General features: G+C 48.8%; 18 protein-coding genes. 2 read left to right on the forward strand and 16 right to left on the reverse strand.

Annotated elements, in window-relative coordinates; translation table 11 throughout:
* Positions 1-17: 17 nt before the first annotated feature.
* The 13 genes from ABXR35_RS21040 to ABXR35_RS21100 all read right to left on the reverse strand — a co-directional run bounded on the left by ABXR35_RS21040 (position 18) and on the right by ABXR35_RS21100 (position 19,852).
* Positions 18-611, reverse strand: a complete 594-nt coding sequence (locus ABXR35_RS21040; RefSeq protein ID WP_367064020.1) for a sugar O-acetyltransferase — start codon at positions 609-611, stop codon at positions 18-20.
* Positions 612-705: 94 nt separating this feature from the next.
* Entirely contained in the window at positions 706-1,416 is a 711-nt protein-coding gene (locus tag ABXR35_RS21045; protein ID WP_367064021.1) for an SDR family oxidoreductase, read from the reverse strand.
* Positions 1,417-1,676: 260 nt separating this feature from the next.
* On the reverse strand, positions 1,677-2,255 hold the full coding sequence (locus ABXR35_RS21050) for a TetR/AcrR family transcriptional regulator (protein WP_367064022.1): 579 nt from the start codon (positions 2,253-2,255) through the stop codon (positions 1,677-1,679).
* 266 nt (positions 2,256-2,521) lie between these two features.
* Positions 2,522-6,625: a glycosyl hydrolase 53 family protein gene (locus tag ABXR35_RS21055; RefSeq protein ID WP_367064023.1), complete on the reverse strand. Its 4,104-nt coding sequence runs from the start codon at positions 6,623-6,625 to the stop codon at positions 2,522-2,524.
* Positions 6,626-7,074: 449 nt separating this feature from the next.
* A complete protein-coding gene (locus ABXR35_RS21060; protein WP_367064024.1) occupies positions 7,075-7,866 on the reverse strand; it encodes a carbohydrate-binding protein in 792 nt (263 codons plus the stop codon).
* 632 nt (positions 7,867-8,498) lie between these two features.
* Positions 8,499-10,040 (reverse strand): malate:quinone oxidoreductase, encoded by a 1,542-nt coding sequence (locus ABXR35_RS21065; protein WP_367064025.1) that lies wholly within the window; start codon positions 10,038-10,040, stop codon positions 8,499-8,501.
* Positions 10,041-10,477: 437 nt separating this feature from the next.
* On the reverse strand, positions 10,478-11,611 hold the full coding sequence (locus ABXR35_RS21070; protein WP_367064026.1) for a glycoside hydrolase family 43 protein: 1,134 nt from the start codon (positions 11,609-11,611) through the stop codon (positions 10,478-10,480).
* A gap of 216 nt (positions 11,612-11,827) precedes the next feature.
* Positions 11,828-12,340 carry a hypothetical protein gene (locus ABXR35_RS21075; RefSeq protein WP_367064027.1) on the reverse strand — a complete coding sequence of 171 codons (513 nt, stop codon included), beginning with the start codon at positions 12,338-12,340 and terminating at the stop codon, positions 11,828-11,830.
* A gap of 184 nt (positions 12,341-12,524) precedes the next feature.
* On the reverse strand, positions 12,525-13,877 hold the full coding sequence (locus tag ABXR35_RS21080; protein WP_367064028.1) for a PQQ-dependent sugar dehydrogenase: 1,353 nt from the start codon (positions 13,875-13,877) through the stop codon (positions 12,525-12,527).
* Positions 13,878-14,226: 349 nt separating this feature from the next.
* The gene (locus ABXR35_RS21085) at positions 14,227-15,627 is read right to left on the reverse strand and encodes a sugar porter family MFS transporter (RefSeq protein WP_367064029.1); all 1,401 of its coding nucleotides are present in this window, start codon (positions 15,625-15,627) and stop codon (positions 14,227-14,229) included.
* A 431-nt stretch (positions 15,628-16,058) separates the two neighbouring features.
* Positions 16,059-17,483: an L-arabinose isomerase gene (gene araA, locus ABXR35_RS21090; RefSeq protein WP_367064030.1), complete on the reverse strand. Its 1,425-nt coding sequence runs from the start codon at positions 17,481-17,483 to the stop codon at positions 16,059-16,061.
* A gap of 54 nt (positions 17,484-17,537) precedes the next feature.
* On the reverse strand, positions 17,538-18,233 hold the full coding sequence (locus tag ABXR35_RS21095) for an L-ribulose-5-phosphate 4-epimerase (RefSeq protein ID WP_367064032.1): 696 nt from the start codon (positions 18,231-18,233) through the stop codon (positions 17,538-17,540).
* Positions 18,227-19,852, reverse strand: a complete 1,626-nt coding sequence (locus tag ABXR35_RS21100) for a xylulokinase (RefSeq protein WP_367064033.1) — start codon at positions 19,850-19,852, stop codon at positions 18,227-18,229. Before ABXR35_RS21100 ends, ABXR35_RS21095 begins: the two co-directional genes overlap by 7 nt.
* 790 nt (positions 19,853-20,642) lie before the next feature.
* Here ABXR35_RS21100 and ABXR35_RS21105 point away from each other — a divergent pair.
* Together ABXR35_RS21105 and ABXR35_RS21110 are read left to right on the forward strand one after the other, a co-directional pair.
* Positions 20,643-20,783, forward strand: a complete 141-nt coding sequence (locus ABXR35_RS21105) for a hypothetical protein (RefSeq protein WP_367064034.1) — start codon at positions 20,643-20,645, stop codon at positions 20,781-20,783.
* Between the two features lie 62 nt (positions 20,784-20,845).
* Positions 20,846-21,070: a hypothetical protein gene (locus ABXR35_RS21110; protein ID WP_367064035.1), complete on the forward strand. Its 225-nt coding sequence runs from the start codon at positions 20,846-20,848 to the stop codon at positions 21,068-21,070.
* A 128-nt stretch (positions 21,071-21,198) separates the two neighbouring features.
* Here ABXR35_RS21110 and csaA read toward each other — a convergent pair whose 3' ends face one another.
* From csaA to ABXR35_RS21125, 3 genes are all read right to left on the reverse strand, one after another.
* The gene (csaA, locus tag ABXR35_RS21115) at positions 21,199-21,531 is read right to left on the reverse strand and encodes a chaperone CsaA (RefSeq protein WP_367064037.1); all 333 of its coding nucleotides are present in this window, start codon (positions 21,529-21,531) and stop codon (positions 21,199-21,201) included.
* A gap of 92 nt (positions 21,532-21,623) precedes the next feature.
* On the reverse strand, positions 21,624-23,051 hold the full coding sequence (locus ABXR35_RS21120; RefSeq protein WP_367064038.1) for a BglG family transcription antiterminator: 1,428 nt from the start codon (positions 23,049-23,051) through the stop codon (positions 21,624-21,626).
* A gap of 103 nt (positions 23,052-23,154) precedes the next feature.
* Complete coding sequence (locus ABXR35_RS21125) at positions 23,155-25,311, reverse strand: glycoside hydrolase family 3 N-terminal domain-containing protein (RefSeq protein ID WP_367064039.1); 2,157 nt, start codon at positions 25,309-25,311, stop codon at positions 23,155-23,157.
* Position 25,312 lies beyond the last annotated feature (1 nt).

Consider the following 25,312-nt stretch of genomic DNA (forward strand, 5'->3'; position numbering starts at 1 on the left):
TTATTCGTCTTTAGCCGTTAGACTCTTGGATATTTATCCCGATCCGCTTCCGTTATGTCGCGAATCACTCGGCAAGGATTGCCTGCGGCGATCACACCGGGCGGAATATCCTTGGTGACCACACTGCCTGCGCCAATAACGGAGTTATCTCCAATCGTGACACCCGGCAATACAGACACGCCACCGCCAATCCATACATTGTTGCCTACATGAATCGGATAAGCAATCTCCAATCCCTGATTGCGCTGCTCCGCATCCAACGGATGCCCTGCTGTATAAAATCCGCAGTTCGGAGCGATAAACACATAATCGCCAAACGTAATCGGAGCAGCATCCAGCATAACTGTATTGTGATTGCAGTAAAAGTGATCGCCGATGGTAATGTTATAGCCCTGATCGCAATAAAAGGGCTGCTCAATCCAAAACGTATCACCCGTCTGAGCAAATAATTGCCGAATGATGTCTTCGCGTTCCTTGACCATCGACGGGCGAAGCTGGTTGTAATCGTAGCATTGCTCCTTCGCCTGCTGACGCTCTGCCACCAGCTGGGGATCATTGTTATTGTCGTAGAGTAAGCCGCGTTGGGCTTTTTCCTTTTCCGTTAAACGCATCGGTTATGACTCCTTCTCTAGGTAGATCGATTTCCCTTTGGATGGATATAGCATAACGCGCCTACGTAAGTGATGCAAAATGGACAGAGCAGCATTACCAAGGCAATTGCTCATCCATATGATAAAACGTTCCGGTTGGTCCGTCAGACGGCAATGTAGCAAAATGAACTGCCGTTCTCGCTCCATCCTCAATCGATACAGGCGCTTCTTCACCGCCCATCTGTGTTTTCACCAGACCGGGATGAACGGAATTGACCTTGAGCGGAGTATTGCTGTAGGTTTGCGACCAGTACGCCGTCAGCATATTCAGCGCCGCCTTGGATACTGCATAACCGGGCTTTGCCAACTGCTTCACAAGAGGTTCGTTCAATTGCAGATATATGGAGCCAATCGCGCTGCTCTGATTCACAATGCGCCCAGCAGGGCTTTGCAATAGCAGCGGCAACAATGCTTCCGTCAGATAAAAGGGAGCGATTGTATTCACTTCCAGCGTATCACGGAAGGCATCTCCTTCATAATCCCCTCTTTCCAACAATACGCCAGCATTATTGATCAGAATATCCAGCTTGCCGTAGCTACTTTGAATATGTTGAACAAGCGCCTCAATATGCTGTGGATTGGTCACTTCCAGCTGTACAGCCTCCACGTCTAGTCCTTCCTGCACCAATTGAGTCGCCGCTTCCTGTGCTTGCTCTAGCGACCGTGCTGCCAGCAGCACCTTAATATGTTGCTTACCTAGCTGGCGTACAATTTCCAAACCGATTCCTTTACTTGCACCTGTAACCAAAGCGATGGATTGCGTCATGATTATGTTCCTCCTCTAAATCTGAATGAGCTGCCAGAAAGTGCTCTCCAACTAGCAGCATGAATGACTATGTACACAGTGATAACGGATATAACGACTATTGAGAACGATCATTCTCAATAAGGTAAAAAATTTTGTTTTTTATTTTGTATTTATTTTGAATGCTTGGTACATATCCTGCTTGATAGGTGTGATTGGTATGTAGCTTGAGCCGTATACACCTTGTTGATATGAATGTTTGGTTGCTGCATCTGGCAGCATCAGCCTTCCAGCAACCGCAAATTCATCTCCATAATCTCTCGCAATTTGGACGTATCTGTTGACGTGCGCACGAGTACACGCAAGCCAATCAGTGCATTGTGTAAATACGCCGCCATCTGCTCTGCATCCAGTGTGCTGCTATATTCGCCTGTCTGCTGACCATGACGGATGATGCCAGCGATCATCTCCTCTGTTTTCTCAAAAGCGGCAACTGCCATATGATCGACTTTCTGATCCCGCGCCGCCAGTTCTACTGCTGAGTTAACCAGCAGACAGCCCGCAGGCAGATCTTCAATGCCCTCAATTACATAGCCAAATATCATTTCCAACGCTTCACGCGCCGTTTTTGCCTGCGCAATAGCTGCCTGTCCACGATTGCCATTCTGTACGCCGAACTTCTCCAATGCCAGTAAGAATAGAGTATGCTTGTCGGTAAATGTATCGTATAAACTGCGGCGATGAATGCCCATATGCTCGGTCAGATCATTCATAGACGTCTTCTCATAACCCTGCTGCCAAAATAGCTTCATCGCACGATCCAGTACGACTTGGTCATCAAACTCCTTACTCCGCGCCATCTTCATTCCTCCTTGCTGTCTTTTCCTATACATCATCGAATGAGAATGATCGTTCTTATTTAGGTGAAGATATCTACAAATCCTTAATTAGCCTTTCCCCACTTCAAGGAGCACTCACCTGTATCTCGTCTTCTCGTCATCCAGTAAATGATGCACTCAGCATATCATATTGAGAACGATCGGTAAAGAAAGATATTTAAAAAAGATTATTGAAAGAAAAAGAACGCTCCGATCCGTAGACCGAAACGTTCTGCTTGTGCATCTGATTATTTTCCGGCAGTCGCTGCTGCAATATCGCGTGCTGCCCAGTACGTAGACGGTACATCCGACCATGCGGACGTTGTCTCTGTACGGTTGCTATCGGTTGCAACATCCATTCCAAGCACACGGTTAAACAAGGTTACGGCTTCCGCACGAGTCAGTGTACGATCCGGTGCAAAGCTGCCATCCGGTTGTCCCTGCATATAGCCTGCCTGCTGCACGGATGCAATATCTGCTGCCGCCCAATGCCCAGCAGTGTCCTTAAATGCCGCCGGAATATTATGGGAAGAAGTAGTAGCTCCACCTCCAGCTGCATGACTATCCTTCATCCAGCGCGCCAGCACCGTTGCCATTTCGGCGCGCGTAATGGCGCGCTGCGGAGCAAAGGTATGATCGCTATAACCTGTCATCCAACCGGATGAGGTGGCTGCCACAATCGCTTGAGCTGCCCAGTTGTCAGTCGGTACATCGCTGTACATTCCAACTGCGGTGGATGGAGAGAAGTTCGTGCTTGTACTTGGTATACTATTCAGTTGAGTAGCTCTATTCGGTTGAGCAGCTACATCATCTTTCTTGTCCAATGCACTCTGTACCGTCGTGTCTGTTGCCGATGGTACTGCTGCGAGACGATTCAGCATCATCGCCAGCTCGGCGCGTGTTACCGTATGCGTCGGGCGGAAGGTCCCATCCGGGTATCCCTGCATATAAGCGGCATGCTGCTTAATATCACCTGTTGCATCGTTGCTGTCCGTTGTCGTCTTAGCTGCATTCCATTTCTGTTCCGAATGTAGAATGGTAAAGGTACTGAATTTGCTCACTGTAAATTGCAGCGCCGACGGCTGATCGCCCTTCCATTGTACAGTTGGCGTGATCAGCTCTTTGCTTCCATCGCTATGCTCTACATATATTGCCAAACGATCCAGAAACGTCTGTCGCTCCGCAGCACCTGACGGTATTGCTCCAGCTGGTAACGGCAGCGATACTTGCACAGGCTGACCTTGTACATTGGTATCAATCGTTACTGGTGTGCCAATGATCTCAACAGCACCCTGATTGGCTGCTTGCTGTACCATATCATCCTGCTGAGCGCGGCGAGCAATGGCGTCCAGCGCAGCAGCCCCTTTGGCTGGCAGAATGGTAAACTGGCTCGCTCCATTCATCGACGACAGCGTGTTTGCAGGCAGAGTCAGAGAGAGATGATTCGTTTGCAGCTCCAATCCAGCGTCTCCGGTTGCTAGCGTTTTAGCCGCGTCGGTTGGCAGGCTGAAATTCAGTTCTGCCACCTCGTCGTTCTGATCTGGCAAAACAAGGCGTACATTGCCGCCACCCGCTGCCTTCACATTGTCCAACGCCGTACGCGCTTGAGTTGCACTGTAGTTGAGTGTATCCTTTTTCCAACCGTCTGTACGCGTGGTACGTTGCACGGTAAAGGCGGCGGAAGAACCGCCATTTGGCACATCTGCCTGTACCTGAATACTCTGGCTCTGACCGGTAGAGCTACTTCCCCCACCACCGGATGAACTGCCAGAACCGGAATTGTTGCCCGGTACAGGCGTTGGTACAGGTTCAGGAGTCGGCTGCGGTGTTGGCACAGGCTCCGGTGTTGGTTGTGGAGTCGGTACGGGTTCTGGGGTAGGCTCTGGTGTCGGCGTCGAATCATCCACACCGCGTACAAAGGTCAGATAGAAATCGTCCAGCGTTCCCCATGCGCCGCCATCTGCTTGAACAGAAGCACCAATAGTCAGTGCGCCGTCTGCCACATACACATCATGGATGACAGGCTGGCTCCATTGTACCCAACCATTCACGCTGGTCGGTGTCTCTTTCTCCTGTCCGTTGCTCACCGCATACAGCTTCATATTCGCGTTATTGGCGTTGCCGCCCTGAATATTCATAGATAGATCGTAATAGCCCGGCTGCAATCCATATACCTGTTGCTCCACCGTAAAATTAACCGGATCGCCGTTGTAGAAATGCAGCGAATAGTCACCCGACTTGGCATCGGACGCTTTGTTCTGGTAATCCGTATGCGGGCTCAATCCCGCACCATACGTAATATGCCACATGCTGCGGTCGCTATTCTCAAAACTGCCATTTTGCAGCAGATTCGGCTTGCGAATGGATAGGTTGACCTGCGCCTCGTGATCGCCTTGCGTTTTGCCTGTGATGATATAGCTGCCTGCACCTTTGGCAATCGCCTGCTGCAAGGCTTGCTCATCCCAGCTCACATCCACCGTGCCAGTGCTGCCATCGTTATATGTGACACTCACCGTTTGCGGCAACTGGATCACATCACCCGCGTTAACCGTAATGGATACCGGCTGTACTCCATCCACCTTCAATGGCGCTACTGCACCAGTATTGACGTAGTTGAACACATTCAAGGATGACAACGGATGACCGGTAAAATCGAACAACGCTTGGTTGTCGACTGCGCTGCCGCCATACCATTTGCCTGCATCGTCAGGATCATATTCGCCCGCATAGCTGGATGCCCAACCGGAGCCGTACGTTTCCCACAGCTCTTTGTTATGCGCTAGCTCACTTGCCGGACCGACTGGTAGCCATGCCGGTTCCCAGTAAAACATACCAATTCCCGCCGCACCTACATCCGATACCGCCTGAATTACATTGCGCACAGACGTTGCTTGTCCCTGCACGCTAACCGGATAATCCAGCGTCTGACCGGAGCTGCGTGGTGCGGTATTTTCATGCCCGTCGCCATCCTGCGAAGTGTACGTATAGGATGTTTCCGCGACCATGACCTTTTTGCCATACGTATCGGCGACCTGCTTGAGTACAGAGGTCAGATTGCTCAATGTACCATGCCAAAACGGATAATACGAACTGGCAAACACATCGTAATCGACATGGTTATCCGCCAGTGCCTTCGCATACGCCGCATATCGTCCCGGCGTCTCTGGATTCGTAAAATGCAGAGCGATCAGGATATTGGGATTGATCTCACGAATCGCTTGACTGCCTTTGTTAAACAGCTTGCTGATGCTACTCCAATTCGTTTCCCCGATAAACGATTGATTCGTCTCGTTACCGACTTGCACCATGCCTACGTCCACGCCCGCATCTACAATCTGTTGCAAGCTGGACTTGGTATAGTCATATACCGCTTGCTGCTTTTGCTCCAGATTCAGGCTAGCCCATGCTTTCGGTACATGCTGCTTGCCCGGATCTGCCCAGAAATCGGAATAATGGAAATCGACCAGTAGCTTCATCCCATTGGCAGTGGCACGTTTGCCAATCGCAATCGCTTTAGCAAGATCGTTATCGCCCCCGCCGTAGCCCTTACCATCTGCGGTGTAAGGATTATCCCAGACACGCACCCGAATATAATTCACGCCAGACTGATGCAATGTCGTGAATAGATCCTGCACCTGTCCCTGCTCATCGTAGAATTTCACCCCGCTCTGTTCCAGCGAGATAATACTCGACACATCGACACCCTTGATAAAATCTGGGCTTAATCCCTCGACCTTTTTCACAAAAATATCCGAGGATACCGGCTGGCTTGTATCCGAACCCGTGCGTTTTAGCTTAAAGCTGTCCAGATAGCCCCAGCCGTTAGCCATTCCGCGAATATGAGCGCCAATCTGCACCTGATTCGTCGGCTGCGTTAGCACAAATTGCAGCTTCACCGTACCCCATTGGTTGTAGCCAGTCGTCGCCACTTCAGTGCCTTGGTTGGTATCTGCGAATACCTGTACATGCCCCGATTCAGCGCCGCTGCCACCCATGGATTGTACAGTCAGCTCATAGCTGCCCGCAGGCAGAGACGATACGTTCTGACTGAGCGTAATCTGTTGTTGTACGCTGGCTGTATCTTTGATCCAATATTTGAATGCGTACGTGTCCTCAGATGGTGTAATAAAAGGATCGTTGGCGTAGGCATATCGTTCGATGCTCACCTGATCCCAATCCGAAGGCTCTACTTTCCAAGACCCGTCACTCCACCAGTCACTTTCAAATCCCGCATTGTTCAGCGGAATATCCTCATCATTCGCTGCATGCGCCAGCGGCGCCTGTATCGGCAACATGCCTAGCACCATCACCACTGCCAGCATTAACAACGACACCCGTTTCTTGCTTCTCATTCTGTTTATCCCCTTTCAAAACCGAATACCCACATGCAAATCCCACTTTTTGTAAAGCGCTTACATATTTGCTGTGATCACTATAGCAGACGGCAGAAGCAGAGGACATGGGAAGATTGCAACATTTTGTGTTTTTATGCAAGCAGTTTGAAGGGCATATAGAGCCAATACATAGAATCTGGAAATTCATCTACAACTGCACAGTCGAGGGGATACAACCCTAGCTCACAATAGACATAAGCTGGTTATGACATTACATTGCAGACGGTTTTTCAGTCCTTTATTGATGTACAAGTAGCAAGGAGCTAGGCAATAAAAGGGATGATCACCTGAATCGGCGATCATCCCATCGGTAGAGCCATTTTACCCATCGTCTGTTGTGCTTATCATTTATTGGTATGCGTCGTCCTCTATGATTCGCTTGTTATCGAAAGAAACAGACCTAACATCTACTTCTCCGTTCCATACACCTCAAACTGCGTCAGCGCTGGAAACGGCGACGGATCGTCCGCCTGAATCAGCTCGTGCAGCTTTACCCACTCTACCTGCTTGCCGCCAACCTCTATCGTCTGCCCTTTATCTGACTTCTCCAACCCCACCACCTGACGCGTGCCGTCGGAGTATTCCAATGTCACCTGCTGCCAGTAGCTATCATGCGGAAAGTCTGCCCGCAAATACAGCACGATTTCCTCAATCTGCACCGTGCGTCCAAATTCCAGTGTAAACGCCGCATCCAGATTTTGATTGATTCCCCACGACTCAAATGGCCATTCTCCATGCGAAAAGGTAATCGTATTTCCATTAATCGCATTCCTTGCTGCAAATACTGCTTCGCCGCGCGTTTCTACATTAGCGTGCGCATGTGGGAATAGCGAATCATTCCCATGATGATCGTACACATTGCGTGCCAGATTGCGGTAAGCCTGTACCTCTCGCTGCTTAGCCACGCGTGCACGCAGCGCATGCAGCTCACCGATAAACGTCTGAGGAGAGTAGGACGATTTCTTTTCACCAAATGGAATGGGCAGTGTATACTCCTGTCCGGTCATATAGACCAGCTCCTTGCCCAGCGCTTCATCCAATGAAATGCGCAGAAATACCGGCGTATCGTTACTACGCAGTACAATCACATCACCCGGCTCGTAAGCCGCCGCATAGACCAGATTCACCTCGCCTTGATTCTGTTGCTCCGCCTTTACGTTACCATGCTGATCCTGTATCACAATCGTTAACTGTGTCATATATTCACCTCATCGTTGAAATGGTAGACTATGCTTCTCATCTATCGTTGCCTGCATATGACTTGTTACTGCGTTCATGTAATCTTCCACAAATGAGATGCAAACAAAGGGTATAGCTCTATTCAGTATGTATTGATTCTCTCTTCAATCCCGTTCGTTCTCTATTTGCGTCCAGTCATCGCCTTGACTACGGCTGCGGCTATGGCTATGGCTATGGCTATGGCTATGGCTAGTTTAGCATAGCGATTTTGATTGCCATGATAACAATATTGACCAAAACGCATACTCCTTTGTGCACTTATACCGTTTCTACTTGTATGCCTATTTCCTTTGCCCTTCACACTACAGTTGATCACAAGCCACCAATCTACTTTATGCCGCTCGCTTCATACCAAAAGAACCTTCAATCCGCTCTGATCAAAGGTTCCTCCTCTTGCTGTCACTTCTATGCTGTTGGTGTAACCTTACGGATCATCCTTTGGCGGCAGGCTGCCAGTCCTTCGGCAGAACCTCATTTCATGGTTCTTCGCCGACGGCCCATCACCGTCTGGCAGCCTGTATGGTCGGCTATAGGGAATAGCACGAGCATTTTAAAATAATGATCTATCTCTCATGAGTATCGATTGGACGAATCAGATGCTTTTGGTGACCATATCCGGCGATGTTTCCACTCCGGTATGAGCAGGTTGTCCTTTATCCAGCTCCAGCATTTTCGTCGTTGAAGCGAAGATGTCGCGGAACAGATCAGGATGCTGGGACAGCGACAATCCGTAGGACGGGATCATTTCCTTGATTTTCGGCTCCCAGCCCGGCATTTGCTGCGGGAAGCAGCGGCGCAGTACTTCCAGCATGACATGAACCGCTGTCGATGCTCCCGGTGACGCGCCCAATAGTGCAGCTACTGAGCCATCCGCGGCACTGACAACCTCGGTACCGAATTGCAGCGTTCCTTTGCCTGTTGGGGTGTCCTTGATGACCTGTACACGCTGACCTGCGACAACCAGTTCCCAGTCCTCGCTTTTCGCATTGGGAATGAATTCACGCAATTCTTCCATCCGCTGCTCGTTGGACAGCATGACTTGCTGCACCAGATAACGGGTTAGCCCCATTTCCTTCATTCCGGCAGCTAGCATGGTCATCAGATTGTTCGGCTTGACTGAACCGATCAGATCCATATTCGAACCTGTCTTCAAAAACTTAGGTGAGAAACCAGCAAAAGGACCAAACAGCAGTGCCTTTTTGTTATCAATATAACGGGTATCCAGATGCGGAACAGACATCGGCGGCGCGCCAACCTTCGCTTTGCCGTATACTTTGGCATGATGCTGTTCAATCACATCTGGATTTTTACAGACCATGAATACACCACTAACCGGAAATCCGCCGATCTGACGGGATTCTGGAATGCCTGTCTTTTGCAGCAATGGCAGACTACCGCCACCTGCTCCGATAAACACAAAGCGTGTCTCGTGATGCTCTACCCGACCGGTATTCAGATCCTGCACCTTGATGTTCCACGAGGAACCATCTGCGGCGCGCTTGATGTCCTTGATGCTGTGCTTGTAATGAATCTGCACGCCTTTGCCCTTGAGATACTCGAACATCATCCGAGTCAGTGCGCCAAAGTTCACATCCGTACCGGTTTCGATTTTGGTTGCAGCAATAGGTTCACTGGACGTACGCCCGTTCATAATGAGCGGAATCCATTTTTGCAACGTAGCCGCATCCTCCGCATACTCCATTCCTTGGAATAACGGATTCTCGGTAAGCGCTTTAAATCTTTTTCTTAAAAAAGAAACATTGCTCTCTCCCAGCACCAGACTCATATGCGGAATCGGTTTAATAAACTGCTGTGGATGATGCAATACACCGGTTTGGATCAAGTGAGACCAGAACTGACGAGACAGCTGAAACTGTTCGTTGATCTGTACCGCTTTGGTAATGTCGATCGAACCGTCTGGCTTTTCGGTCGTATAATTCAACTCGCATAGTGCCGCATGACCGGTACCGGCATTATTCCATTCATTGGAGCTTTCTTCTCCAGGGTTTGCTAATTTCTCAAACACTTTAATTTCCCATTCTGGTGCTAACTCTTTCAGCAATGATCCCAGCGTCGCACTCATGACTCCGGCACCGATTAAGATAACGTCTGTTTTTTTCTGTACGTTGCTCATAAAAACAAAACCTTCCTTATCTCGTATATTTGCAAAAAAGAGCAGTAGCTCCTGCTCTGGTACTACACGAAAGCAAGGCTCCACTCAGGAACATCCTCGAACTGTCAAACACATCTGCAACCGCTAACTTCATTATAACCCAATTGCAGTCTGTTAAAAATGTTATCGACTCTTATCATTTAATTATATACTATTTAGAGTTGGTAAAAAATGAAAACTTTGCGCGAAAAGGGCTAAATCGGTGGAAAAAGAGTCGTCTATACCATTTCCATTCTATTCTTGAAATGCCTATGTATCCCTCCTACCTTTACATTTTATACTTATTTTTTTACATATACAAAAGAAATGAGATCGGATTGCAGGTATTCTTTTTATTTTCCCGCTAATAGGGACATTATTCCGTTCTTTTATAGCATCTATTTGCAGCTGACTCGCTTCTATTTTGCCAATTGAAAGCAATCTCCGGTATCCTCTATATCGAATAGCAAACAACGCGATTCCGGCATGTTAAACGGGCGATGCAAAATGAGCTTCCATTGCCCATCAAAGGTCTGGAACAGCATGCCATGCCCGCTATCCTCCTTCACAAGCGGCTCCAGCTGCTCCCACGGTCCTTCCAGCTTGCCGCTGATTGAACGGGCAATGGTCTGCACGTAGCTGTCCTGTTCATAGCTAGACCAGAGCATGATCAGATTGCCACTGGATGTACGGTACAGCTGACAGCCATCGGTGACGTACACTTCTGGTTCGTTCCTATTCGATTCTTGCGGAATCAACTGGGCTTCGTCAACGTTGTAGCGCTGCGGGTGTTCGACGTCTTGGGAATGGTGAGGCTCCGACTGTGGTAGTCTGGAATCGTTGCACTGCGTTTGTGAGTCTTGTTTAGAGCTGTGAATAGTCTGTATACCCTCGTCGGATAACGATGGAGACGACAGCCAAGGTGCTGCCGATCCGCTGAACAGATGCACCGGATCGCCGACCGCAGCCGACCAATCTCCATTCAGACGTACCGCTTCAATCGTACCATCTAGCGTCTGTACCCATTCGTGACAGTACACCATCCACGGATCGTTATGCTCATCCCGATACAGCGTGCCATCCAGCGTCATGAACGTTTCTGATACAACCGGACGTTGCTTGTTCATCATAGTAAAAGGACCTGCTGGGGAGTCACTGACCGCGATTACGGTGCCGCGCCAGTGCTTGTTGTATCCTTGAATCGGCTCACCATCCAGCACCCGTTCCTGATTATGCAGCGTGACGAACAGATAATATTTGCCCTCATGCTCATGTACTTCCGGCGCCCAAGCACCATGTTGCGGATGCGCCCATGTATCGTCAGGAATGATAAATACAACATGCGGTCCTTCCCAGTGCTGAAGATCAGCGCTGGTGTAGGTTATGACGCCATAACGCTCCATCCCGTTGAGCCACGGCGCGCCACCAGTGTAGAGATAGTAGAGTTGCATATGCGGGTCAGCAAGAATAAACGGATCATGGGCAGGGATGTCGGATAAGAGATGACCTTTTTGCGGATGCGCAACGTCGGCAGCGCTGTTGTATGAAGGCATGGGAACCGCTCCTTTGGATGTGTATAGGATTTTTTGTATACGCTTTCAAAATAGTATGCATCGTATTGTTCTGGATGTCCATGGATTTTAAAACCAAGTCGATATGCTTCCAAGCACTCTTCCATTCTAACCATATGCCAATCTCATCATCGGTTTCTATATCTTGAGCCAGCCTACATAGATCATTCCAGTTTCCTATATGCTGCCTTTCATTATCTATTCATATCGTTTGAATGGCTCATACCACTGCTCTACCTGTATAATTTCACTTGCAAATTCATTTCTAATTTCCTGCGACTGGCGCAATTCCAACCTCTTTGCATCATTGCTACGTTCATATGTATCTAGCAAACCATAATAGTACGAGCAGTGATGTGCCAGCATTTGATAGGCATCTGCATAGTGAGCCATCTCCATCAAAAATACCGACCATGCTTGTGGACTGCTGGGTAACTGTCGTTCGTATTTTACATACAAGCAAGCGGCATACAGCTGATACCGTGCTTCCAAAAAATTCTCATCCGCTTCATCGGCAATATACTCATAGATCCTATTCCTTGCTTCTTCCGCATCCCGTATTACAGCCAGCTCTATCATCAAATAGGGCGGTGTATCCATATTCTCAATGATCTCATCGCAGAACGGAATATACTGCTTATAGGTTAGCAGCCCCGTTTCGATCATCAGCGCCAGTTGATGGGCAAATACAATGCCAAATGGGTTGTTCATTGCGATCATCCTCTATAGTCAAATAAGCCTTACACAAATCCCGTAATCGACTGACGTTGTGAATGTTCTATGATAGTGCATACAACGAATTTACAACACCAGTTTAACACATCAAACAACAACAAACAGGCTTCTCTCCATCAAATAGACTTGAGAAAAGCCTGTTTATTACAACATAAGCAGTTTACTTCAAAATTAACAACCGATCATCGTCTGCATTCGCTGAACCTCGCGACGTATTATTCGTAATCACATAAATCTTCCCATTGTGAATTGCTACATCGCGTACTCGGCCGACATCGGTGAGGATATCAGTCATTTTTTTGGTAGATGGATCGAACAGTTTCAGGCTTTCACCAGCAAGGGTGGCGACCAGTATCTTATCATCCGGTGTGGCGGCGATGCCGGATGGCGCGATGGCGGTGGTACCGGCGACATAGACAGGGGCGGTGATGCCTTGGGCGGTTTCTTTGCCCATCACCTTCGGCCAGCCGTAGTTGGCGCCTGCCTTGATCACGTTGATCTCATCCAACCCCGTACGGTCGGTCTGGCTGGTGCCGGGAATTGGTGCGCCGCTTGGACCATGGTCGGATGCGTACAATACGCCTTTGGATGTCCATGCCAATCCTTGCGAATTGCGCAATCCGTAGGCGTAGACGTAGGAATTTTTGAACGGATTATCCTTAGGCACTGCGCCGTCAGAGGTCATGCGCAGGATTTTGCCGCCTAGACTGGAGCGATCTTGTGACAGCTCACGGCGATTGGTTTCACCAGCAGTGCTGTACAGTAATCCATCTGGACCAAAGGCGAGTCGTCCGCCTTCATGAATGCGTCCGCCTGGGATCTGTTCTACCAGTGCCTTTTGTTCTTTCCAGACGCCGCTCGTCAGCTTGATCTTCACAATGCGATTGTATCCGGTGCCGTTCTGCTCATACGCATGGTAAATGTAGGCGGTTTTGTTGGTGGAAAATTTGGGATCGAGCACAAATCCGGTCAAACCCGCTTCGCCAACGACACGTAGCACTTTTTTGGTCTGAATCTTTTGCACGGTTTGCTTGCCGTTCTTGATCTGTACAATTCCGCCGCCGCGCTGCGTGATATACACGGTATCGCCAGAGAATTGGATCGACCATGGAATGTCTAGCTTGGTTGCCGCTACCGTGTAGCCGCCTTTCAGGGAATCGGTAATGCTGGCATTTTTCTTGGTAGTCGTTGCGGTTGTCGTTGCTTTTTTACTCGTAGACGAAGATGTACTATTGGCTGCAGAGGAGCGATCTGTGGACGACGACTGGTTATTGCTACTGGTATTTGTAGAATCAGTCGTTGATGTAGACGATGGCTTGGATGAGGATGTGGCTTCACTGGTAGTGCCGGATGCTGTGGACGAAGTAGGAGCGGTATTGGACGAGATCGACGGTGTGGTGGAAGGTTCTGTCAACGCACCATTCATTGTAGATTCGGATGTACAGGCAGAGACGGGCAGGGCAAGCAGCAAAGCTGCGGTTAATATTTTTCCTTTTGGATACATATTAAGCATATTGTTCCTCCTTCTGCTCTTTTCCATTTTTTACCCATAGATGAAGGTAAGAACCGGAATTAACGCAATCTACAGCGGATATTGGTGAAGGAAGCAAAAGTCATATTACACATTTGGCATATAAATAGGTGTAGGGATTTATACGTACTAGGAACGGATGATGCAGTATTGTAGATAGTAGACGGGTGAAAGCTACGCCTTATACCAATCAATCATAATACTAGTCATTCATGCAAAATAAAGGCATTCCCAGATAACCGGGAATGCCTTTGTCGAAGTTATGGTTGTGAACACAAACATGTATCCAGAGATGAGTCTGTCAAACAGAACGGACCTATCCATTTCTCTATCAAGCGCGTGCGTTGGATGTCTGCGTTTGCAATGCTTTCTGAACGCCATTCTCTTCAATCTCTTCTAGCGTATGACCGTGTGTTTCTGGTACACGGGTACGAATGAACAGAATACCGAGCAGACAAATCACGCCGAAGATGCAGAATACGGTCTGTTGCGACATCGACGCAGTCATGATCGGGAACAACAGTCCGACTAGCCAAGAGCCGATCCAGTTAAACGACGATGCCACGCCAGACGCTTGACCACGAATCGCGAGCGGGAAGATCTCACCGACGATCACCCATGTCAGCGGTGCCCATGTGAACGAGTACGCAGCGACATAGATGGACAAGAACACAACGATCATAATCGGATTGCTATTCGGCATAATCCAGCTGATGACCGCTGGCAGGATAAAGGAAAGACCCATCACAGTACCGCCCAAAGTCAGCAAGGTACGACGCTTGAATTTGTCGGCAATCAGCAGGAAGACGAGCGAGCCGATGACGAGAATGATCCCTTGAATAATGGGCCACAGTAGCGCAGAGCTTGCGGATGTACCGGTTGCCTTTTCCACGATCAGCGGAATGTAGTAGAAGATCGCGTTAGCACCTTGAAACTGTTGAAACGCAGCAACGCCGACACCAGCGATGACCAGATAGCGGTATTTGCCACTAAACAGCTTACTCCACGATGCACTGATAGCGCTTTTCTCTTGCTTGGCAGTATCTTGAATTTGCGACAGCTCAGCATCGATTTCATTGGCAGGGCGGATATAACTCAGTACTTTGCGTGCTTCATCCATCATATTGTGTTTGACGAGGAAACGTGGCGATTCTGGCAGGCGCAGCACGCCAACGTACAGAATCAGCGCCGGTACGGCAGCCAGACCGAGCATCAGGCGCCATGCCATCACTTCCGGCAAGTCTTTTAACAAAAAGTCCACTACATATGACAGCAGCATACCGGATACGATCATCGTCTGGTTAATACCAGATAAGCGTCCGCGCAGCTTGGCAGGAGCCATCTCTGACATATACGCCGGTACAAGCGCTGAAGCAGCACCGACCGCCAGACCGAGGAAGATCCGTACCAAGATCAGGTAATACGATCCGTTATGCGGCGCGACCGCAGACAGTACGGAACCGATTACAAAAACAAGTGCCGACAGCAGAATCATGCGCCGCCGACCGAGTCGGTCGGACATCTGACCCGCCAATGCACCGCCGAAGATCGCACCGAACATCACGGAAGCGGTAATCCAGCCGATGATGCCCGCGCTGTCCTGTAATCCCCAATCACTTTGCAAAAACGGGAGCGCACCCGTCATCACACCGATATCGTAACCAAACAAAATGCCACCAAACGAACCGAAAAAATAGATAAATCGACTTGAGATTTTCTTGCCATCTTTCATTGTTTCCATCTCCTCATCCCGACAATGAACGCCTGCGGTCTACCGCATGATCATTCATTCCCACTGTTGATATCCATCTCTCTCTGTATAAAAATATGGAAACCCCAATTCAATGATTACTCACATGTCGAATATTCGTTGTTAGATCACTTTTGCAATCACCATATTTACAATCAATCAAAAAAACAGTCTCTGCGCAGCAACCCTGTCTTTTTTCCGGCGTGTACGCCTTCCGATATGACAGTATATTCCTGTGCAAAGACTGTTTCGTGATCGCCAAATATAATAGCGTTTGCAAAACCAGGTTTCTTCTGTCATTTCTCAGGTGTCTTGGACGAAATTCCGGTATGGGATAGTTGACCGGAACGCTGTATTACAGATCGTTCCGGTCATATGGCAACTCTTATGATTGGTATTATTTATAATCGATATTATTTGATCACTACATAGTCCAGACCAACCAGCTTCGCGTAGCTGACGATCTGATCTGTAGTCAGGTTCAGAGACACAACGGTATGGTGACCACCGCCATTTTCGATCCACGCTTTCACGCCGTCTTGGAAGTTCGGTTTCACTTCCCACAGTACGCGTGCTACCGGTAATTTCGGAGCTGGAACGGTTGGTTCAAATGCGGATACTTCGTTGATCAGCAGCTTGTAGTGCGTACCGAAGTCTGCCATAGATACAACGACACCTTCACCAGCTTTGCCATCGAATACAAGACGTGCTGGGTCTTCGCGGTCGCCGATACCAAGTGGGGATACGACGATTTTTGGTTTGCTGCTTGCCAGTGTTGGGTCTACTTCCAGCATATGCGATTGCAGGATTGCTTCTTGTCCTTCGCCCAGCTCGTAAGTGTAGTCTTCCATAAAGCCAGTATTTTCATTATGGCTCATGATCTTCAGCAGACGATCCAGAGCGGCTGTTTTCCAGTCGCCTTCCCCAGCGAAGCCGTAGCCTTGTGCCATCAGACGTTGTACAGCAAGACCCGGAAGCTGCTTCATGCCGTGCAGATCTTCAAAGTTGGTTGTGAATGCAGTGTAGCCGCCTTGGTCGAGGAAGCGTTTGATCGCAATCTCGTAGCTAGCTTGTACACGTACACTGGCTTCCCAGTCTTCTTTGCTGTTAGTGCCATAATCGAACTCGTACAACTCGCCGTATTGGGACAGCAACTCGTCGATTTCCTGCTCAGTCACTGCGTTGATCACTTCGACCAGATCACCGATTCCGAAGTAGTCGACCGTCCAGCCGAATTGGATTTGCGCTTCGACTTTGTCGCCCTCGGTTACGCCAACATTGCGCATGTTATCGCCAAAGCGTGCCACTTTGATATTGAAGCTTTCGTTGTAAGCAACCGCCACATCCTGCCAATCCGCGATTTGCTGCTGTACAGCCGGACGCTCCCAGTAGCCAACTACGATTTTGTTTTGTTTGTTCAGACGAGCATTGATAAAGCCGTATTCACGATCACCATGCGCCGCTTGGTTCAGGTTCATAAAGTCCATGTCGATCGTTGCCCATGGAATATTTTCGTTATATTGTGTCGCCAGATGCAGCAATGGTTTTTGCAGCAGCTTGGTACCGCGAATCCACATTTTCGCTGGAGAGAAGGTGTGCATCCAAGTGATCACGCCTGCTACTTCGTCACGATAGTTGACTTCTTTCATAATTTCGGTGATTTTATCAGCGCTTACCGCCAGATCTTGCAGTACAAGCGGGTAAGGAAGTACGCCGCTCGCATTGAGGGAATCCGTGATTTTCTGTGCATTGGCTTTAACTTGTCCGAGTGCTTCTTCACCATACAGATGCTGGGAACCTACGACGAACCAGAATTGCTTGTCTGTTGCTGTTGACATGAAATCATCCTCTTTTCGCTAAAGTGATATAGGCTATGGAGTGAATACTTTGATTTATTTTTGTCCGTAATACGCGTCCTTGCCGTGCTTACGTAAGTAGTGCTTGTCGAGAATATTCTGCGGCAGCTCTTGGGCAAAATGGTTCAATTGACGCGCGTACAGATTCATTTTGCACACTTCTTCAAGTACGACGCTGTTCACGACAGCAGACTTGGCATCCTTACCCCAAGTGAACGGTGCATGACCGTGCAGCAGAACTGCTGGAATCGCCATCACATCCAGACCACGCTGTTCAAATGTCTCGATGATCACGTTGCCTGTCTCGGCTTCATACCCGCGATCAATCTCCGCCTGATTCAATACACGCGCGCATGGCACAGCTCCGTAAAACGTATCCGCATGTGTCGTACCCATGACCGGAACGTCCAGACCCGCTTGCGCCCAAATCGTTGCCCAAGTGGAATGGGTATGCACAATACCGCCGATTTGCTCATAGTGCTTATATAATACGGCATGTGTCGCTGTATCGGAGGAAGGACGCATCTCGCCCTCCACCACATTGCCATCCAGATCGACAACAACCATATCGCTTGGCTTCATCGTTTCATAGCTAACACCGCTTGGCTTGATGACGAACAATCCACTTTCGCGGTCTACTGCGCTCGCATTGCCCCACGTGAATTTCACGAGACCGTGCTTCGGCAGTTCCAGATTCGCCTCGTATACCTCTTCCTTCAACTGTTCTAACATGATTGGTTTCCTCCGTTCTCCAGAAGATGATCCACTGCGGCTTGCTCAATCGCCAGACCCTGCTGATACCGTTCGATAAACGTTTCAAAGCCTCTCACATCGGCTGCAACTGGTGCAACCTGCTGTCCTTCTACATCGTGGAATACTTTGTGCTCCAGATAGTCGTCCAGACGTTCACTATCGTCCTTGTTGATCATGTAGGACGCCAGCAGCGCCATGCCCCATGCGCCACCCTCGCCAGCCGTGGACATGACCGAGATCGGCACGTTCATCGCTGCTGCGACGATACGCTGCCCGACGACTGGTGTTTTGAACAAGCCACCGTGCGCCAAAATGCTGTCGATCACGACATGCTCGTTTTTGGTCAAAATATCCATACCGATCTTGAGTGCGCCAAACGCTGTAAACAGATGAGTGCGCATAAAGTTCGCCAGAGTAAAGCGACTTTCTGGCGAGCGAACGAACAGTGGACGACCCTTGTCGATGCCGGTAATATTTTCGCCGGAATAGTAGCCGTAGCTGAGTAATCCGCCGCCATCCGGGTCAGCTTCCAATGCTTTGTTGAACATAACGCTGAACAACTTCGCACTGTCGACTTCATATCCCATCGCCTCAGCAAATTCGCGGAATAGTCCGATCCAAGCGTTAATATCGCTGGAGCAGTTATTGGCGTGTACCATCCCGACAGGGCTACCATCTGGCGTTGTTACCAGATCAATCTCTGGATAGACTTTGGACAATTCCTTTTCCAGTACGATCATGGCAAATACGGATGTACCGACCGAGATGTTACCTGTGCGCTTACGTACGCTATTGGTCGCAACCATACCCGTTCCAGCATCGCCTTCTGGCGGACAGAGTGGAATGCCTGCTTGCAAATGCTGCGCTGGATCAAGCAATCTCGCGCCATCCGCGGTCAACGTTCCGGCAACTTCACCAGCACGATATACTTGCGGCAGTAGATCTTCCAGCTTCCACGGATACCCTTTGCCTGCGATATGCTCATCAAACTGCTTGACCATATCTGGGTGGTAATTGTGACTGGATTCGTCGATAGGGAACATGCCGGACGCATCGCCGATACCAATCGCTTTGCTGCCGGTCAGCAGCCAGTGTATGTAACCACCCAGTGTCGTCAGGAATGTGAGTTGCGGTACATGCGGCTCATCGTTCAGAATCGCTTGATATAGATGGGCAATACTCCAGCGCTCTGGAATATTGAATTGGAACAGCTCCGTCAGCTCTTTTGCCGCCTGACCAGTTGTCGCATTGCGCCACGTACGGAATGGAACGAGCAGCTTACCATCGTTATCCAGTGCGACGTAGCCGTGCATCATTGCCGAGAAGCCGATGGAGCCTACCTTTTCCAGCGTAATGCCATATTGCTGCTGCACATCCTGCTTCATCTCGCGGTATGCCGTTTGCAGACCAGTAATGATGTCCTGCTGATCATACGTCCAATATCCGTCCTTCAGCTGGTTCTCCCATTCATAGCTACCGGAAGCAATACTCTCAAACTGCTCATTGATCAGCACTGCCTTGATCCGGGTCGATCCAAATTCGATTCCGAGCGATGTTGCACCGCTGGCGATGATGTCCTTCACGTCCACCTGACTCATGATCACGTATTCCCCTCTCCCAAATGCGCTGGATATGCTTGCCCGCATTCCGCCTCCCGCTTACATAAGCTGCTTGCCGGAGTATTCATGCTTGCTTTTACTGTGTTGTTATAAAATCAGATTCCACTAAGCGTTAGAAAAGCGCTTACCGGATAATGTACATACCATAGATTGATTTTTTGTTTATTTTCTTATTCATGCGGCGTAATCGGGGGCATAATCGTTAGTAGAGCGTATACATAACATACATGGTATATACGATCTCAAACTCTTGCTATAACGCGATAATCCCAGTGAATACGCGGTATTTATGCTAAATCCATCATTCTTTTCCATCATACGCCCTTAAAAGAAGGCGTTTTCTTTTGGTGACATTTTTCAGTATAGATATTGTACGTACATTTGTCAATTTCCCAATCTTGCTGTACAGTCAATAATGAAAGAGAACGCTTCATCAATAAAATATATGCTTCTTTTTACTAACTATTGCTGCGAAATTCACTTTTTTTCGTTCGAAACGATATAAAACCCTTACATATGTACGTACATTTCATTCACTAGAGACATAGCAAATACATAAAAAACCACTAGAGGCATAACACTTACGCCCCAGTGGTTTTTTATTTCGCTTACTAGTATGTCGCTTACTTATACGTTGGAATATCGCTATTCATCGGCAGTTTTCATCTTCATTCGTCCTTGTATTCGTAACTCCCATTGCTCGTTCGCTGTCCATTCCCATACTTTTTAAGTAAACTATAACTCAATACGTATAGATGGGAGGATCGATATGTTTATTGGAGTGATTGTTTTCTTTGCCATCTGTGTAGCACCTATGTTTTACAACCAAAATCGGCGGATTCGTATACTGGAAGAACACGTTCGCACGCTGCGTGAACAACATCAGACACCTGTACATAACCAAGATTGATATTTGTAGGAATGACTTATTTTACATTCTAGCTTCCCTTTGCAGAGAGGATGATTCTAATCATGACAAATCATTATGTATCCAGCTCGTTTCATCTAGGTTCAGCCTTTTTTCCACTTCTTACTATGCTCCCTTGGATACTCAGCATTGTGCTGATGATATGTGGGCTATATTTTCTGATCAAAATCGGCAATCGCTTGATCAAACTGATTGATCTGAGCATTGATGAGAAAAAGAGAAATCGATACATCGCCAACTTCCCATCCAACGACGATCAGACCAAGTAATCCACATGTATATCAGTGAATATCCAGACTAGACTATCAAAAAAGGCAGCAGCCCAGTCACGATCTGATCAAGAAACCTCTTGATCTCATTCGGTGATTTCGCTACTGCCTTCTTCTATTTCATTGTCTTATGCGATTGGCGTTCCGTTGGGCACATCGAATTCTGGCTGCAACAGCACCACATCGCCTTCACCCGGTACGCCGCCTAGTACCAATACTTCTGAATCAAATCCGGCAATCCGGCGCGGCGGGAAGTTTACCACTGCAATCACCTGCCGACCGACTAATTGCTCTGCCTCGTACCGTTTTGTCAGCTGCGCACTGGAACGCTTCACCCCAATATCGGCTCCAAAATCAATGTCTAGCTTGATTGCTGGCACGCGCGCTTTGGCGAAAAATTCCGCTCCAATAACGGTACCAACCCGAATATCCAGCTTTAACAAATCTTCAAATGTCGCCATCAATATACACTCCTCTATTTTATGAATGGATTCATGCGTCACACGTCTTATCAGCAGAATACGTCTTGATCCGCTACTATGGGAATCCCCTATCAAAGCAGTTGCTGGATGCGGCGGATATCTTCATCGTTCAGTATATAATTGACGTAGACGACCTGTATATGCTCCGGCAGTTGTACATCGAATATGCGGGATACGGTAATGATCATATCCGTTTCCGGCACATTTTGACGTAAATGCGATAATGAAGTGCGTTTCGTGATCTCCAATCGCTCCCCGCAGGATTTGTAAATCTGTCTGATCATATGATGGGCGACACTCTCACCGAGATCACAGATCAAGATCGCTTTCTTGGTCTGACGAGCAAATGAGGCAAAATAGAGAGCAATATAGCTAATTTCATGTTCATTCAGTGAAGATGGCCCATTATCCGGCAAGAAATGACTACACAAAGCAGCCATTTCCATTTGTCTAGGATATTGTTCCTTCACCTGTTCCAAAATCGGATTATGTTCAAAATGCCCCTGCCGGATGCGGTTCAGCATACTTTCATTATGCATGGACAATCGTGTATACAACGCCGCATCCGATGTATAGGAAGTGCCGTAATTACGATCTACCATCTGCAAAAATTGCTGTGTAAACCGCAGGCTCTCTGCGGCGGCTGGATTCGGTGTCGGTTCCCGATAGATCACACGCTTTGCCCCTAAGCATTCCTGTAAAAAGGCTGCCCCGACAGGCGACAACTCTGTCTTCCGATCTGCAAGCGCCTGCATCAGTTCCGCCGTCCATGCAGCGGATGGAAGCGACTGCGGCTCCAATGTATAGCCTTTTTCTTCGCGTTTAATTGTAATAAAGGTATCCAACAGAAAGCCTTCTGCTGACTTGTCGATCAGATCATACTGATGGCGCTCTAGCAGTTGCGGCAAATAGCTTTGCAGCCATGTGTACAGCTGTACATACGATTCACCGAAAATAAAGCGCAGCGCCTTGTCCATCAGAATAGAGCCGAATGTATAGTAATTCAAGGTTGCTGCAATCACATGACGTTTCATGCGCTCAGAGCCAACCAATTGTATCCCTTTGAGAGACGTTTGCAATTGAATATGGTCAAAGCCAGCAAGATAATGAGCTATTTCTTTTAGACTTTGTGTGACTGATGTTTTGGAAGCGTACATAATTTCCGCCAGATCGCGTGTTGCGGTAGGCTGATCCAAAAAGGAAAGATGCAACAGCAAAAACAAAAAGCGTTCATTGGCGGTTTCTGGATAACTTTGTGTACGCGCATCCTGAATGAGCTGTTCCAGACAATAACGTGCACCAGCTTGATCGGATGGGCGGATATAGTATCCGCGTGTTGGCGAAGAACGAATCAAGGTATCGCCAGAATGCTCGTAAACGGCTTTGTAGTATTCGTTCAGGGAACGGATATCCATACGCACGGTACGCAGACTGATCGCCAGTCTGTTGGTGAATTCTGCCGGAAGCACATGGTCCTTTTGCAAAAGCATACGCATCATAATAATCTCTCTTGCCCGCACAACAATCCCTCCCCATACTATGTTGATTATAGCATTGGAGAGGGATAGCTGGTGAATGAAAAGGCTCTAGTTTCGCTAATGTTTACGTTTGGGATGATATCAACCGAATCGTTACAGCTGAACCACGGCGGCTGTCTGGACCGATCATCAACTCGAATTCGCCAGGATCGGCGCGGTATTCAAGATCCGTATGATAGTAGCCCAGCATGTCTGCATGAATGGTATACTGCACCTTAGTAGTCTCACCGGGATTCAATTCGATTTGCTGATAAGCAATCAGCTCCCTCACTGGTCTAGCAATCTCAGCTACACGATCATGGATATACACCTGCACGGTTTCGCGCCCAGCATACTCACCGGTATTGGTTACAGGGATGCTAATCTGAAGGGGGCTATCCGCCGACAACTCGCCTGAACCTGCATCTATATCTCCATACACGAATTCGGAATATCCCAATCCATACCCAAATGGATACAATGATTCGTTCGGAACATCCAAATACTGTGTCTTATAGCGCTTCTCCTGCGTCAGCAGAGGTGCCGGACGACCGGTATTCAGATGATTGTAATGAACCGGAATCTGCCCGCTATGGTACGGGAAGCTCATCGTAAGACGTCCACTCGGATTACAACGACCTGTTAGGATATCCGTAACCGCATGTCCGCCTTCTGTACCCGGAAACCATGCCATTAATACAGCATCCGCGTGCCGGGCAACTTCCTCCAGTTCAATCGGCCGTCCCGCAAACACGACGACAACGACCGGCTTACCAGCAGCCGCTGCCGTACGCAGCAGCTTCAGCTGATCCTGTGGTAGCCCGATCTGGGCGCGCGAGCCAGCTTCCCCGGACCATTCTTCCCTTTCCCCTAAGGCAAGTAGGGTTATGTCCGATTGCTGAATCAGCTCATTCGCCTGATCGAACATATCCTCTTGTATATGCTCGTCGTCGGTGGACAGCGACTGTACATGCACCCCCTGCTGCTTCAGCCCTTCTAGCACTGTCACGGTATGCTGTGGATCGCCATCGATTGACCAAGGACCCAGCATGTTCCGATTGTCTGCATACGGTCCGATCAGTGCCAGCTTTTGAGCCGGATTCAGCGGTAATACATGTTGATTTTTTAGCAGTACCATTGACTGTACTGCTGCGTCGCGGGCAGCTTGGCGATGGTGCGGATGCAAAATCACTTCCTGCTCCCGTGCTTCGGAGACACCGCGATACGGGTCATCGAACAAGCCCAGTTCCTGCTTTAACTGCAAGATATGCTTGACCGCTTCGTCTAGCTTTTGCTCCAGCTCTGGATGCCGTTCGCACAGTTCCGGTAGTGCCTCGATATAAGCGGTCGTCATCATTTCAATCTCGATACCGGCTTGCAGCGACAGACGTGCCGCATCTTCCGAATCAGCAGCTACCCCATGCGGAATCAGTTCTTTGACCGCACCCCAATCGGAAATGATGGTGCCGTCAAATCCCCATTGCTTGCGCAATATATCCTGTAGCAACCATGTATTGGCTGTAGCTGGAACGCCGTTCAGCGTATTGAACGCCGCCATCATCAAGCGCGCCCCTGCCTGAAGTGCCTGACGGTACGCAGGCAAATAGTCGGTATATAGAGAAAGCGGCGACAGATCAACAGTATTGTAATCTTTGCCACCCTCTGCCGCGCCATATCCAGCAAAATGCTTCACACACGCAGCTAGCGTATCAAGCTGCTGTAGATCGTCCGTTTGATATCCTTCCACCATTGCGGCACCGAACTGCCCGAGCAGCAGCCGATCCTCGCCGAAGCTCTCCATCACTCTGCCCCACCGCGGATCACGCACCAGATCGACCATCGGCGAAAAGGTTACCTGAAATCCAGCAGCCGCAGCTTCTACAGCCGATACGCGGGCAGTGCGCCGCAGCACCTCTGCATTCCAGCTACACGACAATGCCAGCGGAACCGGAAAAATCGTTTTGTAGCCATGCACCACATCGGTCATGAACAACAACGGAATGCCTAGACGATTGTTCTGCAAATAGTCGCGCTGGATACGCAGCATACTTGCCGCATCCAGCTTACCCAGTACCGAGCCGACGATCCATTTGTGCTGTTCCACGTCCTTCATACGAGAAGCCGTACCCGTTGCCTGTGCTCCATCTACATTGAAAAAGCTGGTGGTAATCTGTGTCATCTGTCCGATCTTTTCCATACGCGTCATCTGTTCAACAAGTGCTTTTATCTGTGTTGTGTTCATA

Origin of the sequence: Paenibacillus sp. JQZ6Y-1 (assembly GCF_040719145.1) — a bacterium.
Classification (GTDB): domain Bacteria; phylum Bacillota; class Bacilli; order Paenibacillales; family Paenibacillaceae; genus Saccharibacillus; species Saccharibacillus kandeliae.